Annotated in this window: 14 protein-coding genes; 1 reads left to right on the top strand and 13 read right to left on the bottom strand. The window is 39.0% G+C overall.

Features of this window, described 5'->3' with window-relative positions:
• Positions 1-59: 59 nt before the first annotated feature.
• The 6 genes from QZR90_RS00055 to QZR90_RS00080 form a co-directional block, all read right to left on the bottom strand.
• Positions 60-2936, bottom strand: coding sequence for a YadA-like family protein (locus QZR90_RS00055; RefSeq protein WP_295787241.1), 2877 nt, complete (start codon positions 2934-2936; stop codon positions 60-62).
• A 457-nt stretch (positions 2937-3393) separates the two neighbouring features.
• Positions 3394-4395 (bottom strand): phosphate acetyltransferase, encoded by a 1002-nt coding sequence (gene pta / locus QZR90_RS00060; protein WP_295787244.1) that lies wholly within the window; start codon positions 4393-4395, stop codon positions 3394-3396.
• A 160-nt stretch (positions 4396-4555) separates the two neighbouring features.
• Complete coding sequence (locus QZR90_RS00065) at positions 4556-5905, bottom strand: metallophosphoesterase family protein (protein WP_295787246.1); 1350 nt, start codon at positions 5903-5905, stop codon at positions 4556-4558.
• Positions 5906-6273: 368 nt separating this feature from the next.
• Positions 6274-6888, bottom strand: coding sequence for a cyclophilin-like fold protein (locus QZR90_RS00070; RefSeq protein ID WP_295787249.1), 615 nt, complete (start codon positions 6886-6888; stop codon positions 6274-6276).
• A gap of 137 nt (positions 6889-7025) precedes the next feature.
• Complete coding sequence (locus QZR90_RS00075) at positions 7026-8264, bottom strand: alpha/beta hydrolase (protein ID WP_295787251.1); 1239 nt, start codon at positions 8262-8264, stop codon at positions 7026-7028.
• A 161-nt stretch (positions 8265-8425) separates the two neighbouring features.
• Positions 8426-9694, bottom strand: a complete 1269-nt coding sequence (locus QZR90_RS00080; RefSeq protein WP_295787256.1) for an MFS transporter — start codon at positions 9692-9694, stop codon at positions 8426-8428.
• 284 nt (positions 9695-9978) lie between these two features.
• Between QZR90_RS00080 and QZR90_RS00085 the strand changes: the two genes are divergently transcribed.
• The gene (locus tag QZR90_RS00085; protein ID WP_295787257.1) at positions 9979-10854 is read left to right on the top strand and encodes a LysR family transcriptional regulator; all 876 of its coding nucleotides are present in this window, start codon (positions 9979-9981) and stop codon (positions 10852-10854) included.
• A gap of 202 nt (positions 10855-11056) precedes the next feature.
• Here the strand turns inward: QZR90_RS00085 and QZR90_RS00090 are convergent, their stop codons facing one another.
• From QZR90_RS00090 to galT, 7 genes are all read right to left on the bottom strand, one after another.
• Entirely contained in the window at positions 11057-12364 is a 1308-nt protein-coding gene (locus QZR90_RS00090; RefSeq protein WP_295787259.1) for a metallophosphoesterase family protein, read from the bottom strand.
• A 389-nt stretch (positions 12365-12753) separates the two neighbouring features.
• The gene (gene mglC, locus QZR90_RS00095; RefSeq protein WP_295787262.1) at positions 12754-13761 is read right to left on the bottom strand and encodes a galactose/methyl galactoside ABC transporter permease MglC; all 1008 of its coding nucleotides are present in this window, start codon (positions 13759-13761) and stop codon (positions 12754-12756) included.
• 12 nt (positions 13762-13773) lie between these two features.
• Complete coding sequence (locus QZR90_RS00100; protein WP_295787265.1) at positions 13774-15285, bottom strand: sugar ABC transporter ATP-binding protein; 1512 nt, start codon at positions 15283-15285, stop codon at positions 13774-13776.
• A gap of 142 nt (positions 15286-15427) precedes the next feature.
• Complete coding sequence (locus QZR90_RS00105) at positions 15428-16459, bottom strand: galactose ABC transporter substrate-binding protein (RefSeq protein ID WP_295787268.1); 1032 nt, start codon at positions 16457-16459, stop codon at positions 15428-15430.
• Positions 16460-16564: 105 nt separating this feature from the next.
• Entirely contained in the window at positions 16565-17752 is a 1188-nt protein-coding gene (locus QZR90_RS00110; protein ID WP_295787271.1) for an ROK family transcriptional regulator, read from the bottom strand.
• Between the two features lie 16 nt (positions 17753-17768).
• On the bottom strand, positions 17769-18992 hold the full coding sequence (locus QZR90_RS00115; RefSeq protein WP_295787273.1) for a galactokinase: 1224 nt from the start codon (positions 18990-18992) through the stop codon (positions 17769-17771).
• 26 nt (positions 18993-19018) lie between these two features.
• Positions 19019-20002 carry a galactose-1-phosphate uridylyltransferase gene (gene galT / locus QZR90_RS00120; protein ID WP_295787275.1) on the bottom strand — a complete coding sequence of 328 codons (984 nt, stop codon included), beginning with the start codon at positions 20000-20002 and terminating at the stop codon, positions 19019-19021.
• Positions 20003-20371: the final 369 nt, after the last annotated feature.

The following is a 20371-nucleotide window of genomic DNA, read 5'->3' on the forward strand; positions in this document are numbered from 1 at the left end:
ACAAACTCCTCATTCATAACTCAAGTTTAACTTCAGTATGACGCAACCTTACAATACGTTTATAACCCCATGCGTTGCATTAGCATGTCAATTTTAGCTTTCATCTCTGCATTATCTTTTTCTAATTGTGCATAATCAGCTACTAATCGTTCATGCTGTGCTTTCATCTGAACATTTTCAGCTTCTAAACCAGCTAACTTATCTTGTAAAACATATGTAGAAGAAATAGGCCCTTGACGATAGTCTTCAACTAGAGCACGTTCTTTTTTGCTATCACCAAACTTCCAGGTTACACCTGCATTAGCCATCAATTTACTATTGCCACCATTCATAGCAACGCCAGCTCTAAAGAGTAATGATTCATGTTTATAATGAGCTACGCCTAGTGCAACAGCATTTTCGCCACCATAATAACCATAGCCTGCCATAACTTGAGTTGGCTCCAATGGATCATATTGCAATGGACTTAATGCAGCTAAAGCGGCTCCCATTGCATCAGCGCGATTGCTATCTTTTTGTAACTTTTGAATCGAGTGATTCACAGTGTTCCCCAATTCACGCAGCTGACCTACATTCACTGCATCAGTATTGTCTTCACCAGCGGCCACATTTTTAACCACTTTACCATTCGCATTAAGACCAGACTCATTAATATACACATCATCACCTACTTTGTAGGTTTCTGCTTGAATCGTATTCGCATGTACAGTCTTCACATTTATGTTATCAGCGAGTCCAATCGTCAAAGTGTCACCATTAGCGATGGTTTGAATATTAGCATCGCCTTTTACTTGTACTGTAGGAGATTCTTTAGCCACTGTAATAGGTGCTATCGTCGTATCCGCTGTAATAGTAAAGTCCATTACGCCATCTTTACCTGGCTCGCCTTGTGGTCCTTGTGGACCTTCAGGACCTTGAGGTCCTGGTTTACCCTCTGGACCTGGCTGCCCAACTGCACCTGGTACACCTGGTTTAATCAAATCTTTATCAACACCAACTAAAATAACCTTTTTACCATTACTTTGTTCTTTTTCTTCTGCGTATAAACCATCACCAAAGTCAAACATCATGCCATGAATGGCATGATTAGTCACTACCGGCGTGCCCACTGTATATACACTATCCGCTTGTGTGCCTTTACTAAAAATAGAAACCGTAGGGTTAACAATCATTCCTCTAACGGCCTGAAGCTGAGCCACATTGACTGCATCAGTAGGTGCCATACCGGCCGCCAAATTAGTGATTTGACGCGTATTAGCGTCATTACCTACCGATACAGCGCCTAAAGTGGATTTCCAAGTTTTATCAGTTTCAGTTGATGCTGTCCCTTTTACTGGATCATAGCCAGCTACGCCAGCTGCTGTACTTGCCGCAGATTGTGAGCCTAAGGCTACACCATCGACAACACTAGCCTTGGCATTATGACCTATAACTACCACTTGATTATCTGTCGCGCCTGTTTCATTGCCTAGAATAACTGAATTCTTCAAGCTAGTAGCAAAGGCAGACTCATCTTTCTTATCTCTAAAGCCTAATATAACATTGCCCTCAGCAACCTCAGTTGATGAACCTACAAGAGTTTGATGATTGCCGATTACAGCATTTTTAACAGCATTTTCAAGAGTATTATGGGAGCCATTAATATAGCTATGAGATACGGCTTTACCTGTATTTTCATATCCAGTAATAGCATTGAAAGCAGCAAAAGAATTTCCATTGATAGCTGCCGTCAATTTAGTATTTCCTGAATTCAAAGCAAGATTTGTATCTGCGCCACGCCCCGTTAAGGTATTTCCTACCCCAGAAATAGTTGAGAATAGAGCATAGTCGACTTTATTCGCACCGCCAATAATCCCCACGGAACCCATGCGATTGTCTTGCGAATACTTGCGAAGAGTCTCTGCTAATTCTTTAATTGAATTATTAGATACTGTTGGATTTAAAGATACTGTACCTAAAAATGGTACACTTGTAGTCAAAGAATCCATTATGATAGGGCTATCTGGTGTAATATAGGAATTAGTTATTTCATTGCCCGTACCGAAAATCAATGCACCATTACTCTTATTAATTCGATTGGCCGTGCCCACAATATTAGAGGCCGTTCCGGAGTACATAAGCCCCGTAACAGGGTCCGAAGCGCCACCTAACAGGGAAAAGATATTGGCACTTAACGCTTCATTGCCTTCAATACTATTTAAAGAGCCACTAATGCTAGAACCAAATCCTTGAATAGCAGCCCCTGCATTATGAAGCGCATTCGTTCCACGAGTCATGGCATTTCCAGCCCAAGGAGCCGTTGGTTTATCATAGGCTTTTGATATAACATTATAGGAACCATTGATACTAGAGAAGTTCCCCATATTAAACGAATTATCCCCCACCGTAGTAGAACCTACGCCAGTTGTTACATCAGAGTTTTTTAACTTACTATTATCGGCTGGCACAGGTCCATCGATTATCCCATTAGAAGTACTGAAATCAAAGTCGCCAATCTGTCCCCTATAATCTCGATTTCCCAATTCCACAGTACCAATTCGCGCATGTGTATTTTGGCCAATAGCAATGCCTCCCGAAAGAGTTTTTTTATCGCGACCAAAAACAATGATGCTTTCATGATTAGCATCACTCATATTATGAGAAAATGCATTAGTACCTATAGCAATACCACCTATAGCGACCCCATCTTCATGACTCACGGTGGCACTAGAGCCTATAGCTACACCATTTACTTCCGTCGCCCTAGCATTTACACCAATAGCCAATGCATTGAAACCTGTAGCCCCCTCACCTTGTTCATTACCTATAGTTGTTAATTCTGGCGCAATAGGTCCCACACCTACAAAACTAGCTCCTGTGCTTTCTGCACTGACAGTACCGATAGTAGTTGTCAACCCCATTAAAACTAATACACGTAACATTCTCTTTTTATTCATCACATTACTCCTCATTTAGAACCCCTTAACACTTACAATGTGCTTAACTCATCTAAAATCAAGTTATTATTTTTATTAATTACTCACCTCACTTTTTTGAATAATTTCACTATCATTATACCCAAAAAACTTATTCCAATCTATATTCATCAAAAATAGTGATATGCATATTTTGAAACTTGATTGTATTAAATCATCAAAACCAACCTATTTATCTGCATTACCATGTAATATATATTCTATATAAATTTTAATTTATAATTTTTAACAATTATGCATTCAAAGGTAAACAGAAAAAATAGCGATAAATTCACTCATAAAGTAAATTCACCGCCAAGAATACTTATATTTGATTTTATTTGTAAACCCTCATCACAGCTCAAAATATTAGCACAAAAAAAGGACCCCGAAGGGTCCTTTTACTATGTGAGTCTAATTCTAACTCAAAAAGTTTTAATTATTCAACACTTTCAGCTGCTGCAATAGCTACTACATCAACAATATCTGTAGCGAAGCAACCACGAGATAAGTCATGAATAGGAGCTGCAAGACCTTGGATCAATGGACCAAGAGCAGTCGCACCTGCAAAGCGTTGTACTAATTTGTAACCAATGTTAGCAGCTTGAAGATCAGGGAAAATCAAGATGTTAGCTTTACCAGCTACTTTGCTGCCAGGAGCTTTACGTTCTGCTACAGATGGTTCAATAGAAGCATCTAATTGTAATTCGCCATCGAAATCGAAGTCAACATTGCGAGCTTTTAAATCTTCTACTGCAGCAATTACTTTATCTACTTCAGGAGAGGATGCAGAGCCCTTAGTGGAGAAAGATAAGAAAGATACGCGAGGGTTAGCCATATTAGCTACTTTGCGTGCTTTTTCTACAGTAGATACTGCAATATCAGCTAATTGCTCTGAAGTTGGGTTAGGAATAACGCCACAGTCAGAGAATACTAACATGCCATCATCACCATATTGTGCTTTGTCAGTGAATACGAACATGGAGCTGGATACAGTTTTAAGACCTGGTTTTGTGCCAACTACTTGTAATGCAGCACGAAGCACATTAGCTGTTGGGCTAGCAGAACCTGCTACCATGCCATCAACTTCACCTAAATGAACAAGCATAGCTGCAAAGAACAAGCAATCGCCTAACATAGTTGCGCGAGCTTTTTCAGGTGTCATACCTTTTTTAGCGCGTTTTTCAGTGAAAATTTCCACCATTTTATCTAATTGTGCATAAGTTTCAGGATCAATAATTTCTGCACCATCAATGTTAAAGCCAGCTTTTTGAGCTGCTGCTTTTACTTCTTCTACCTTGCCTACAAGTACAGGAATAGCAAAGCCTTCTTTTAAAATAAGGGACGTTGCTTCAAGTACACGTTCATCTTTGTACTCAGGTAATACGATTTTTTTGCCTAATGGTTTTACTTTTGCTTTTAAATTTTGCACGAGTTCCACAATATCATCCTCCTAGATAGTGAATCGCCTTTTCTAACAAGGCCTTTACGTTTTGATTATATCATTTAAGCCGCTCAGATTAAAGGGGTACTTGTTATATCTCTTCATATTATCATTTATGAGTTTTTGTGATATTAAAAATGAGAACCACTACAAAGCCTTACTTTGAAATGGTCACTTCATCAAATAATGTGCCATCTTGTAAGTACGCCTTCACAGTTAAGTTTTGGCCCACTTTATCCAATACTAAATAATTATCTCCATCAACATAGGGAGATACATATTCATCTAAAGGATGAGATCGCCAAATGTTGGCATATTTTACATCCCCAGCAACCCCTGTAATGATGTAGTAAGGGCCACTGTCACTGCGTTTAAAATCCTCTACATGGCCACGGCGACGATACATATGATAATGAGCCGATAAAACTAAATCAACTTTGTATTCATCAAAAATAGGCATGAACATATCACCCATATCACTAAAACCAGGCACAATATTAGGATTTTTTGTATGAGGATAGCGGAATGGGTCACGATGCATAAACACAACCTTCCACGGCTTAGAAGTGTTTGCCAAGTCCTGCTTTAACCACGCTAACTGCTCTTGTGCGACTTCCTCACGATAGGATTCATCCATTTCCTGAAATTGTGTATTGAGTACTACAAAATGAACATCTCCATAATCATAGGAGTAGAAGGCACGCCGCGACATGTCCTTCGGATTATCACTTTTATTAGATCCAGTAAGCAGTGCTTGAGAGTCAAAACGGAAAAATTGATCAAATGCAGTTGGTGGTTTGAATTTCCAGTCTAGGGAATAGTATTCGTGATTACCCGTAACGCCTGCAAAGGGAACAATCTCCATCATTGGTTCTACTGCATCAAACCACTCTTCCCATTGATAAGAGGACTCCCCATTATCGACTAAATCGCCCATATTAACAAAAAATGCTACCTTAGGATTCTGTGCATAGGCAGTTTTCACCAAACTCTTCCACCCACTATAGTCCGAAGATTGAGAATCTGGGAATACTAATGCCGTGAAATCTGTGCTTACCTTCGTACTAAGGTCATGCCAGTTAGTAACAGTTGTATTAGGGCCTACGCTATATTCATAGTCCATATTAGGTTTTAAATTCTCTAATTTGGCCCGATAAATATGACGGGGCACCTTATCTTCCGTAAATTCTTCCCGCGTTGCCGGCACCGTTACAATAGTCGTATCAGCGGCGCCCTTTTCTTTATAGAGAACCACGGGATCCTCCTGCGCTTTTTCTGTATCCCACATAATGATGCGCGACGTACTCATATCTTCACTGACTAATTGCCGAACATGCTTTGGTTCTAGACCAGCACTCGGTACAGATGCAACTACAGCGCTGCGCCCTTCTCTCACTACATAATGAGCTAGCGAACGCCCCCAAGGTGTTGCCATAGCCACAATTGCGACCACCGCAAACAAGGTGACAATCCCTAGCCACATAAATTTGTGCTTTACAAACTTCATATACCATCCCTCTTTATCTCTAACTAATTAACCGCACTGCTTTATCTCAGACTAAAAACTTGCATCGCTTTTTCTTTAACTAATTAAGCACGATTCTTTGCACAAGCTAAAAGCTCACTCGACTTTTCCTCTAACGAATTAACTACAGCTCTTCATCTCAAGCCAAAAGTTTACGTCGCTTTATTGCGCGCTAAAACACCTGCACAATGCGACGCCTAACTATTTCTAAAATATTCAATACTATTAATTTTATTATAAAGCTTAGAGCCAACTTCAAGTCAAGCGCTATAAAAAATATCTAAACGCTAAACTACTTTACAAACATAAAATGCCTAGCACAAAGTGCCAGGCATTTTTATGCGTTGTCATTATAAAGTAAATGTAATCTCCACAGAGCCTTGCTTAGCCAAAGCGTCCCAATCTACATCGCCCTCTATATGACCTAAATTTGTATACGAATAGTGACTATTAAAGTCTTTATAAAATATTACCAACCCATTCTTGCCCCACAGTTTTACATCACCGCGCCTAATTGTCCCTGCCACTTCTTTATCTGTTGGCAATGACACAGCAAGTTCAATGTATTTTTCATTTCCATTCACATCATCCATTGTAACCGTCTTTGGCAATTCTTTGCGAAATGCTCTAGCTCCTTCTGTATCATCCAGCCTCATAGCATAGGGGACACCATTGATTATAACTTGTATCCTTTGAGTCGATACGGAATTCACGGCCTGTTCGCCTCCATTTTGATTTTGTAATACATTGCTTTCGCTGAAAGTCGATTGTAAGGCTTCATTTGTGTTACTTTGAACACTGTGATCTTCAGCATTACTATGAGCTTTATAATTTTCAGCATTGCTATGAACTCTGTAATTTTCAGCAGGGCTTTGAGTCTCTTTATTTTCAGCATGCCCGCACCCCGTAATACTGAGCGCCAAAAAGAGCGTAACCAAAAATGTAGTCATCACATATTGTCTCATAAGCGCCTTCCTGTAATATTTATCTTCTACAAACTCTTTACTTTACAAACTTATTTAGAAACTTATATTAAAATCTAGATGCCCATGTGAAACTTTAAAGCTTATATTAGTATTTTTGAAATGTATTACTAATCAAATTACTTTAAATTTTTATGGAAGAATGCTGTAATAGCTTCAAAAGGAATTACATCAGTTCTATCATAAAAATCTACATGATTAGCACCTGGCACGATAATAATTTCTTTATTATCGCCTACCAAGGATTTCATCACATCTTCGGACATATATTTAGAATGCGCTTCTGAACCAGTGACTAAAAGAACTGGGCGAGGTGCGATTTCATCTAAATGGCCATTCATGCTAAAATTCATGAAACCATATGGCATAACATCTACCCAAGCAGTAGTGGAATTAATTGAGCGTGGATGGTAGCCTCGTCCTGTACGATAATAATCAAAGAACTGTTTACCCACTGGATCCATATTAGCAGGCGCTACTTCTGGCAATAAATGACCATCTTCCAAGGTAATGAGATTGCCATTTACAATAGGTACTTCATGATAGCCTGGCGCTGTAGTACCTCGATCCACCATTTCCCAACGCTTGTCAGCTAAATAGTTTAACACTTTATCGCGATCAGCAGCAGTGTATGAATCGTTAAGGCCTTGTCCGATAGAACGAGACATATCATACAACACAGATGTGGCAACAGCCTTAACGCGTTTGTCCATAGCCGCATCAGATAAGGCCATACCTCCAAAGCCACAAATGCCCATCAAGCCAATATTTTGACGATCTACTTGTTCTAAAGAACCAAGGAAGTCAACGGCAGCACTAAAGTCCTCTGTATTAATATCTGGGGACGCCATATTCCGTGGTGCACCACCACTTTCCCCTGTATAGGATGGGTCAAAGGCCACTGTAATAAAGCCTTGTTCAGCTAGTGTTTGTGCATATAGACCAGATACCTGTTCTTTCACGGCTCCAAATGGACCACTGACAGCAATAGCAGGCATCTTACCATTAGCATTTTTAGGAATGTACAAATCCCCTGCCAATGTAATACCATATCGATTTACAAATGTTACTTTTTTATGCTCTACTTTATCGCTCTTCGGAAATACTTTATCCCATTCCTGAGTCAATTTTAATTGTTCAGGTTGGTTCATTGGGGAATTAATAGTGTCTTGTGAATTAGTCGTTGGCATCACATGTTGTTCCGCTTCTGCAATGCGCGCTGCATTACTTGCTACTGGCACAAATGCTGGTATCTGTGCATCGGCGGCCTGTACTGTAAAACCACCGCTAGCACCATAAAGAGCTGCTACTGCTGCCATAACCATTGCTTTTTTCATCATTTTAATACTTGATTTCATTTTTACCTCTCCTTTATTCTTCTATAACCAAAACTAAAATTTTCAGACTAAAATACATGTAAACTAAAATATATCTTTATCACTACCATGCGGCACAGCGATAGACAAAGTATAGCCTGCTTTTCAAACTATGCTGTCTTTCCTACACAGCCTACTAGATCTTATATCTGTACTGATGAGCTTCGTTTTCCTTCATACCATAATTGCCAGGAGCCTAGGCCAGCAGCAACTAATAGCATAACGATACCACCATACATAACATTAGATAAACCTAAATAACTAAGGACAACGCCACAGAAAGAAGTACCCACAATAACGCCTACATTCGCAGCCGTTAAAAATAATCCATTAGCAAAATTCAAGGCTTCATGAGCGGCCGTAGTAATCCAATATTGCGTAATATTAGCTGAAATACCAGCTAATATGCCCCACAAAATTATAAGTACAGTGGCTAAGCCAAAGTGAGTCATATCCTGCCAAGAAAGTCCGCTTACACCTATAGCCGTGCTAGTGCCAGTTGACGCTAAACCTAAATGAGTAAAACCACTTACATTAGCATTCAAATAATTCATACCAATAAAGAGCATGTAAATTACTATCAATACAACTATGCTACTTCGCACTGTTAATAAAGGCTTTCGACTCAATAGTCTACCAGCCAAAAAGCTACCTACAATATTTAAAGCGCCATATAAAAGCAGTACAATACTTACTATAGGGGAACTAAAACCTAATACATCGGTAGCATATTCCACAAAATAGTTATACACTCCATATATAGAGCCATTTAAGGCCATAACAAATAAAATAGCAAGCCATACATTAAGCTTCTTCAGCACATTCACTTGATCTCCATATGATATGGCTTCTACTGGTAAGTCCTTCGGAATTTGCCACAATGTAAGCAAGAGTATGAAGGCTGTAATAAGGGCCGAAAATAAAAAGGCCATGTAAAGTCCAAATGTATCAGCCAAAAAATGACTTACTGGCACACCCACAACCATGCCGGCTGCCACGCCCATATTGATTTTAGCTACTGCCTTAGGCGCCTCTGCTCGTTCTACCGAAGAACCTGCTAATGCAAATGCCATAGCACAATATACAGGATGCAGCAGCGCTGGTACGAGTCGTGCTATAAGTAACACTTCAAAAGAAGGTGCCCAAGCAGCTATTAAGCTAGTAATTGTAAAAACAGCTAACACCAATATCATCAAAAGTTTCCTCGGCATCTTCGAGAGCAACAGAGGCATCGTAGGCCCTGAAATTGCTACGCCTAAAGCAAATATACTCAATACACTAGCAGCCGTCACCAGTGACACATTATAAGCTTCTGCGATGTAAGGAAGTACACCAATAATTCCCATCTCAGTATTTAAAATACAAAAAACACCAACTGCTAATATGGTCACCATCTTAGTAGATTGCTGCACATATATCACTCCTTCCTAAAGTGCTTTCAATCTTCATATCCTAATTATATTTAAAATTATAAATATAACAATTATTTATAATTTATATCCAGTTATTCTTTTAATCTATTTCTATTTGTCATATAATAAAATTGTTCTATTACAGAATAAATATGAAACTAATAATAAAGTTGCACTTCAAAACAAAAAGCTACTCGTAAATTTATATATCCACAACACTCAGCTAATCATAAGACTATACTTCCATACATATTGAATAAATCGCAATAAAGAAAGGAGCCTCCATGGAACTACGTGTACTTCGTTACTTTTTAGAAATGGCGCGAGAAAATAATATGTCCCGCGCTGCTAAAAATCTCCACATCACACAACCTACTATGTCTAAACAAATAAAAGATTTAGAAGATGAACTAGGGGTAAAACTCTACAATCGCACCAATTACAGCATTGAACTGACTGAAGCCGGCCTATTACTCCAAAAGCGCGCCCAGGACATCCTTGATTTAGTCCACAAAACAGAATTAGAGTTTAAAGACTTTTCATCGCTTACTGAAGGCAATGTATATATCGGCAGTGCTGAGTCTGAGTCTTTTGCTTATGTAGCCAAAGCACTCAAACAAATTCACCAACTCTATCCTAATATCCATCTCCATATATACAGTGGCAATCTTGAGGACGTATTAGAAAAATTAGACAAAGGTCTCGTTGATTTTGCCTTTGTAATGGACTATGAAGAGTCGACCAAGTACGATCAAATCCCAATACCTTCTCCAGATACATGGGGCTTATTAGTCCCTAAAACAAGTGACTTAGCCAAGCAAAGCTCCCTCAAGTTAAAAGACTTAGAAGGCCTGCCCCTAATTTGCTCTCGACAAAATATGCTCATCGACTTCCCCTCTTGGTTCAATGGCAAGCAAGATGCATTAAACATAGTGGCCACTTACAATTTACTATTTAATGCCCTTATCATGGTTCGTGAAGGTGTGGGCTATGCCCTCTCTTATGACCAAATTGGCAATACATCCTTAGCCAGCGATATCTGTTTTATTCCTCTATCCGATGTAAGGCAATCATATATGAACTGTTTATGGCGCAAAAACAATCCCCTCTCAGCCGCCGGCACTATATTTAAAAAGGAGCTTTCTAGCTTAGTAGAATAGACTATAAATAATCAAAGCAAAAAGTCAAATATGTAAACGGACTTTCTCCTATAGACTAAAAATTATATTAACTAAAAAATTATATAAATTAAAAGATCATATAAACCTAAAGATTATATTAACTAAAAAACTATATAAACATAAAAAACCGCTGAAACTCAATTCATTGAACTTCAGCGGTTTTATGTTTTTATAATCTTCGTTACTTCGTCAATACAATTTGATCAAACTTTTCGCCATCTGTATAATACGCACTCACACGCAATTCATTATCAACTTGTGTGATCACTAAATAATTAAGTGCAGAATCTGACTGTAAAGAATATTCATCAAGCACATGCGGGCCTAAGTTTTCATTATCACTGTCCCCGGCCTTACCAACAGATATATAATATGGGCCGACTTGGCTGCGCTCAAAGCCTTTAATATGTCCCCGACGTCGATAAGTTTGCAACTGCCCCGATAGAACTAAATCTACCTGCCCTTCATCAAAATACGACATAAACGTCTTACCCATATCGCTAAAGGACGTATTTAATGACACAGCATTCGCCTCAGCATAGGCTAAGGCATCTCGATGCATCAGCACGACCTTCCACTTCTTTATCGTATGCGCTAAATCAGACTTCAACCAAGCCAATTGGCGCTCTTTAGCAATCTCTTTATATTTATCAGGCCATTGGTCAATTTGCGTATCAATAATTACAAAATGCACATCGCCATAATCAAAAGAATAAAATGGCGCTCTCATGATACCATTGTCACGGTGGGGCCAAGCAAATAAATGGAAAAAGGCCTCTGGCAATTGCTCCTTCTTATTATCGCCATAAAACTCATGGGTCCCCATAATCGGAACAAAGGGAATATTTTCTAGCAAAGGACTAGCTCCATTTAACCAGGCAGTCCACTCTACCTTAGAGGAGCCATTATCTACCAAATTACCTAAATTAGCAAAAAAATCTACATCTGGATGACGTCTAAAAGCACCTTGTGCTAAATCTAACCACTTCCCGTATACAAATGATTTAGAATCGCCAAATATAAGCGCCTTTACCTCCTTGTCATCTCCAGTCTTAAGGCGATACCAAGGCGAGGAGTACATCCCCTTACCTACACGGTACTCATATTCAGTATTAGGCACTAAATTATTCAAAGTCACCTTATATAAATACCTTGTTTCTTCACCGTCAGTGAAGCGCTCTGACACGGCATCAATTTGCATGATTTCCCCTGATTCATCTGATGCACGTTTAAACTCAACAACAGGATTTTCCACTAAATCCTTTGTATCCCACATAATAATTCGCGAATGGTTCATATCTTCCGTCACCATTTGTCGCACATGCTGTGGTGTAAACTCATAACCTAAGTACTTATGCGCACGAATGCCGAGAGTCTCTAATGTATTAGCTACACCAGCTGGCCCCATATAAGCTAATAATATAATCCCTAATACTATTAGCGCCCCTATAATACCCCCTATTTTGCCTCGCTTTCCTACTTGCTTCATATAAAATCCTTCAACTTACACAAACTTATTACGCACCTATCCCTAATCACATATACACAAATTCATACAACAGTTCTAATTAAATCCCTATTATGACTAACTAGTTAAGTATCCACACCGTCCCCGAATATATATTATTTGAATTCATAAATACAACTAATACATATTACTTAATTTCATATATATATTACTATAAAACGCTCAATTAATAAATAGAGTTTTACATTTTTATGATTGAAATTTTTAATAAGCCTAAAATACTATCCTAGCCTTGGCTCTAAAAAACGCAAAAACTGAGGTCCTCTTAGGAGAACCTCAGTCTCTTATGTACTATAAACTTAATAAAAGAACTTATGTCACCAAATGTGTAAGTTGTTATGAACAAAAAATTATTTACGTGCCAAGTATTTACGAACGTCTACAGCAACGGCAATAACAATGATTAAACCTTTAATAATAAGCTGCCAATATGGGCCCATACCAACGAAGGTTAAACCATAGTTAATAACTGTAAAAATAAGTACGCCTGCAATAATCCCTGGTACAGTACCAATACCACCAGTTACAGATACACCACCTACTACCGCAGCGGCGATAGCATCAAGTTCATACATATTACCATAGTTATTAGTAGCCCCTCCGGTACGAGCGGCTTCAAGAACGCCACCTAAACCATATAGAGCGCCTGCAATCACATAGATGCAAATTAATGTACTAGCTACATTAATCCCAGAAACAACAGCAGCTTGTGGATTGCCACCAATGGCAAACATATTTTTACCCAACACCGTCTTGTTATATACAATGTACATAATACAAGCTATAACAGCAGCAATAATGACAATGTAAGGAATCGTCATAAAGCCCAAATCCAAAGTGCCGGAGCCGAATACAGTAAACTCTGGACGTAAACCACCTACTGGTTGCGAATTATTAGGCGGCATATCAAAGTACAAAGAACAAATACCATAGGTAATAACCATGGTACCTAAGGTTGCAATAAATGGTACGATTCTTAAATAGGCAACAATTAAACCGGAAATAAGACCTACCCCAGCACCTACTGCAATGGCAATAATAATCGGTAAGAATACTGGTAAGTTAGGTGCATTTTCAAAGAAAGGATGCGGATAGCTTGGCATCTGCGATAGAGATGCCGACACTACCGCTGTAAGGCCTACTACACGACCAGCTGACAAGTCACAGCCTGCTGTAATCAAGATCATAGCAGAACCTAATGTAATAATTACACGCGGTGATGATTGAATTAAAATATCGCGAAAACTAGTTAATGATAAAAAATTAGTGTTGTAAATCGATATTGCTGCCACTAGCACAACTAGTACGATATAAATAGCATTTTGCGTCATAAATTGACTAAGGCGATTTCTACTCATATCAAAGTCCTCCTAAACTAGGCCTGCCGTAGCAAGCTCCATGATTTTTTCTTCGGTTGCCTCTTTGGCATCCAGTATGCCTTCCATAATGCCATTACTCATGACCATGATGCGATCACTCATGCCCAACAGCTCTGACATTTCTGAGGAAATCATAATAACGCTCTTTCCTTGCGCCGCCAAACGATTGATGATGGTGTAAATTTCATATTTAGCCCCCACATCAATGCCTCGAGTTGGTTCATCTAGGAGAAGAATTTCTGGCGCTGTATTTAGCCACCGGGAAATCAATACTTTTTGTTGATTCCCACCAGATAATGATTGAATGCGAGTTTTTGTATCTGGCGTTTTAATACGAAGTGAGGCTACGCCCTCTTCCGTATCTAGTTCGCGTAATTTATCATTTAACAAGCCCGTCTTACCACGATACTTTTTCATCGACGCCATCGTATTATTATCTACAATATTGAGCATCGGGAATATACCAGTAGCTCTTCGCTCTTCAGTGAGCAAGGCAATGTGATGCTTTTTCGCATCGCGCGGATTGCGAATCTTTACCTCTTCACCGCGCAAGAAAATTTTACCTGACGCCAAGTGACGAAGTCCAAAGAGGGCTTCAATAACTTCTGTACGCTGCGCCCCTACGAGGCCACCAATGCCCAAAACTTCTCCCTTTCGAAGAGAAAAGCTAACATCTTTAAAGGATGACTCTCGAATGGAGGTAATATTTTCTACGCGAAGAATTTCTTCCCCTGGTATATTAGTTTTCTCTGGGAATAATTGCGTCATTTCACGGCCAACCATGCGCTTTATAATGAGATCAGTAGTTAATTCACTAGCTGGCCAAGTGCCTATATAGTTACCATCGCGCATAATCGTCACTTCATCAGATATGCGGAGGATTTCTTCCATCTTATGAGAAATGTAAATAATAGCAACGCCACGAGCCTTTAAGCCTTCAATAATCTTAAACAAATGCTCTACTTCATCACTCGTAAGTGACGATGTGGGCTCATCCATTACAATAATTCGTGAATTGTGAGATACTGCTTTAGCAATCTCTATGCTCTGCAATTTAGATACAGATAAATGACCGGCTAATTCTTCCGGATCAATATCAACATCTATTTCTTTAAACAAAGCTAATGTATCGTCTTTCATCTTTTTGTGGTCCACTAATTTTAGCGGCCCATATGATTTTACAGGAAAACGTCCTAACCATAAATTTTCCATTACACTGCGTTGCAGTACAGGATATAGCTCTTGGTGAATCATGGAAATCCCCAAATCTAAGGCCTTCTTAGAATCAGATATTGTCACTGGCTCACCATTTAAAATAATTTGCCCCTCATCTTGCTTATAAATGCCGAACAAGCATTTCATTAAGGTCGATTTACCTGCTCCATTTTCGCCCATGAGCGCATGCACGGAGCCAGGACGGAGCTGTAGAGACACATCATTGAGCGCTTTTACGCCAGGAAATGTTTTAGTTATGTGCTGCATCTCTAAAATATATTCACTCATGTTGCCCTCCTACCAAATTGTAAGCGAGAAGATAATGACCGGTGGTAATCCCACTTTAAAGTCATTATCTTCTAAGTGCTTACTGCGATATGCATCGCCTACTTGCGGCGACTACATATCGCCTAGTCCTTCATTCTAGAGATTATTTATCGCCTAGAATCTTATCTGCATTTTCCTTAGTTACGATTTCATAAGGAACCCAGATATATTGTTTATCAACAAGGTCAAAGCCTACATTTTCTTTTGTTGGTGTTTCACCTTTAGAAAGTACTAACATAAGGTTAAATACAGCATCCCCTTGTTTCTTAGCATTGTTTAATACGGTGCCAAGTAAAGTACCATCTTTAAGCGCTTGTACTGCTGGAGCGGTAGCATCCACACCTACTACTGGCATGTACTTGCCATTTTGGAAGTAACCTGCCGCTTTAAGTGCCTCAATAGCACCTAATGCCATGTCGTCATTATTAGCGATTACAGCATCAATTCTATCGCCATAGCTAGCTAAGAATGCCGCCATTTTTTCCTGACCTTTTACACGGTCCCACATAGCTGTATCTTGCGCTAATTCTTCTACTTGAATGCCTTCTTTTTGAAGTGATTCAATTACATATTTAGAGCGAAGTTCTGCATCTTGATGACCAGGTTCGCCTTTAATCAATACATAATGTAATACATTATCATTGCTGCGATATGCTTCTGGATGTGCTTTGAAGTAGTCAGCTAAGATCTTACCTTGCATTTCACCACTTTGCTCAGCTTTAGCGCCTACATAGTACACTTTGTCCCATTTAGCCATATCATCTTTTAAAGGCTCACGGTTCATAAACACAACTGGTACATTAGCGGCTTTCGCTTTATCGATGATAACGCCTGCTGCTGGGCGGTCAACGATATTAACACCGATAGCCTTGTACTTCTTGTTTAAGAAAAGGTCAATTTTTTCGTTTTGAGTTGGTTGAGAGTTTTGGCTGTCTACAATATCTACCTTAGCTTTGTCTTTAGCCGCTGCATCAATACGTGCACGTACGCCGCTCATAAAGGTATCGTCAAATTTGTAGATGGCAACCCCTACTTGTGGTAAATCACCACCGGAGCTACTTGAACCGCATCCACTCACCACCATTGTGGCTACCGCAAAGGTAGCTAATAACGCTGCTTTCCATGACTTTTTCACGAGAAACTCCTCCTTTGAAAAGAAAATGTAGATTATATTATTTCGCTATGTCTTTATAGCGCATCTACCTAAATAAAAGGTCTTACTCTAAAATAACACTGCACTTTATCTTTCATGAAGCCAAACTTCGCTAGCTCGGCGGGAACTCACAATATCTACCATGCCAAGCAAGGTATAATAGCTACCACTGCCAGAATACACTAAGTCAACGGCTTGAATGCGACGCAAATTCTTCTCTAATACTTTGCGCAAAATCGGATCCATTGTGCCCACTGCATTGCCCATAACAGAGCTAATAACAATGCGCTGTGGATTGATAATATTATATAAATTAGCCAAGGTAACGCCCAAGTATTTGCCCACTTGATTCAAGGCTTCTAAACAAATAGCATCACCTTCTACAGCCGCTTCATAAATCGGCTCAACTCTAAATGCATCAGCTAAAATATCAGGATTATCAGCTACAATTGAGTCCCGTCCTTTTTTGATTTCACCTAATACATACTCGCGGATGGCCGTTTCTGAAGCAACGGACTCAAGGCGAGTAAACACCGGCTCTTCACCATCCGTATCATCCATATCGATTACAGTGTAACCCACTTCACCAGCGCAATCATTAAAACCACGATACACATTGCCTTTATAGATTAAAGATACCCCCAAGCCATAGCTAAACTTGAGGACTAATAAATTATCAATGCCCTTGCCACTACCGAAATGATATTCTCCATTGGCTAAACAGCGCACATCATTCTCCACATATGTAGGCAAGTGGAAGCGCTCTTCCATAATGTATTTAAAAGGAATATTATTCCATTTAGCATTAGGAGAGTAAATGGAAATCCCTTTTTGTGAATCCACTGGACCTCGTAATATTAAACCGATTACAGCAATAGTCCAACGAATATCCTCTAAAATTTCTTCCATCCCTTTATACATTTGGTTCATAATCTCATCAATACTTGAACCAATGATGGATTGTTCTGCTTTATTTAAAATGATGCCGCCTGCTTGTACTACATAAAACACAATCTTATGAGTCCTTACATGGACAATCAGCATCATCTCTTTTTGCTCGTTAAATTTAAGTAACATTGACGGACGTCCTAATGCACTACGCTCCTGTCGATCTTCATAAATTAAACCCTTTTGAGCTAATACAGTGCAAATATTAGTCACTGTTGGCGGTGTAATTCCTGTATTACGAGCAATAATAGCCTTTGATACAGAACCATGACGTCTAATATAATTCAATATAATCTCATCATTGCTAACAGCTTGCTTCGACTGCATGCGCTCACCTCCTCTTTTACAACTCACGCACCCCATCACCTAAATCGGCTATATATAAATCTGGTCTTACTTTTACCACCGCTTCATATTCATTAGCTACAGCGTCCTTAAATGATTCTAGCTTAGCTTTTTCTACGATAGCAATGGCACAACCACCAAAGCCTGCGCCAGTCATCCGAGAGGCTAAACAGCCTTCTTGAGCTCGCGCAATTTCTACAATTTTATCTAATTCAAGACCACTTACTTCATAATCCAAACGAAGCGACTCATGAGACGCATTAATAATCTCTTTAATCTTATCCATATCCTTACTTCGCAAAGCCTGTATAAACTCTACAACCCTTAAATTTTCAGTAATAGCATGCTTTGCACGGCGGCGATTTACTTCATTTTCTACATAGTCTAAATCATCTACTGTACCTAAACTAAGGGCTACTAAGTCACGATGTTTACGAATATCCTCTAAGGCACTATCACATTCTGCTTTACGTACATTAAATACGGAGCCCACTAAGCTGCGCTGATGATTGGTATTCATAATAACTAATTGATAGTCACCAAAATCAACTGGCACATGTTCAAAGGTCATATTGGTACAATCCAAGAATACACCATGCCCTTTTTTGCCATGACTAATGGCAAATTGATCCATAATGCCTACTTTTACGCCAATATAGTTATATTCTACATCTTTAGCAATTTCAGCGACTTTAGTGCGATCCATAGGAATATCCAACACATCCATTAACATATATACAGTTAAATCTAAAAGACTAGCCGAAGACGACAGACCGGCCCCTTCTGGCAAATTCCCTTCAAAATATACATCTAAACAAGGTAACTCATAGCCTTGTTTTTCAAAATAATTCAACACACCCCAAAAATAATTACTCCAGTCTAACTCTTCAAGATATGTAAAATCAAAATACTTGTCATTCGTCTTAGCCGAATCAGATACACAGCCTTCTTCAGGCAATCCAGTAATATTAGCTGAGTATGTACGAATTTCCTTGTAGCCTGGTTCCGATGGCGCATTCACTCGAATAGCGCCCCAAATGCCCATAGTCAACGCGGCAGGAAATACATGTCCACCATTATAATCTTGATGTTCTCCAATTATATTTACACGGCCAGGGGCAAAGAAATATTTAATAGGCTCTTCTGACTCCCCGAAAACAGTAATAAACCGCTCTTTTAACTGTTCCTTGGTCAGGCCCACCGCTTTAATGCTATTGTCCATTCTTATATAATCCTTTCTGAGCAAAACTAATCGCGTGCCAATATATCTTTTATTAACTTGCGAAGTACTGGTGCAGTTTCTTCAACGGCACTCGTATTCGCTGCTGCCCACGCCCCCATCTCAGAGGATGCATAATATTTAATCTTATTAGCCTCTCTAAATGGTGGGTAAAATTCCATATGGAAGTGATAATAATCCTTGGAGTCTTCATACTCTGGACTATTCACTGGGCGCTGATGATATACCATCATATATGGGAATGGCATATGAAATAGTTCATCAAAAGCTTGTGTAAGAACCTTGAGAAGACGTGCTAAGTCAGCTCGTTCATGAGCCGTGCAGTCACTCAAATAGCCAAGATGACGTTTCGGAGCTACAAACACACCATATGGATAGTCAGTAAAAAATGGAATGTAGGCCATAAAGCTATCATTTTCAAACACAATTCGGTCTTGAGCGCGCAATTCAGTTTCATTAATATGGCAAATTAAACAGCGTCCTTCTTCCTCATAATGCTTTTTAGAGTTTAAAAGCTCCACTTCAAGCTTTTGTGGCACATAGGAATATCCATAGATTTGCCCATGTGGATGAGGCATTGTGACGCCAACGGCTTCGCCTTTATTTTCAAAAGGATATACATACTTAATTCTTTTATCTTTACTTAATTCTGTACATCGTTCAGCAATTAAGTTAATCAATTCCACTAAATGATGCACAGACAATTCATAAAATTTAACATTATGTCGTGGGGAGTATAAAATAACTTCACATTTGCCATAATTTTCCGCACTCTTATAAAATCCTGTAGGATCCATAGTTGGTGGCTCAGGATTTTGAGTTAAAGCTGGAAAATCATTGTCATAGCTGAAAACAGTAAAATCATCAGGCACATGCTTTCCTTCACCAGGGCAAAATGGACACCAATCTGTCGGCATCGTAGGGCGATTTTTTCGATTGGAGGCCACCATAGTCCAGGTGCCAAGCAAGGGATTCCATCTCAATTCTGACATAACACTTAGCTCCTCACTTTAATAAACTATTTAAGAAAATACATTATAAATACATTTTTTCATACTTTAATAAAATTTTCAACTAAAACTTTGCTTCTCTGTCATACCGATTTTACATATCGAATTATACAGTCCCTGTATAACAAAAAGAGCCCCATAGAGAGCGAACTTCACTCCGCTTCTATGGAACTCTTATACATCATTAAATCGTTTTTTAGTAGAAAAAAAAGCAATTTAACAAAAATCTAACTTCTACTATGAGTTAACTACATATGCTCAAAGGACTTTATATTTACATAGCTTTATAAATATATGGCTTTATCACTATATGGCTTTATAGCTTCCCACATTTATATACTATCTTCCTTT

The sequence above is a fragment of the uncultured Veillonella sp. genome (assembly GCF_900545795.1).
In the GTDB taxonomy this organism is placed as follows: Bacteria; Bacillota; Negativicutes; order Veillonellales; family Veillonellaceae; genus Veillonella_A.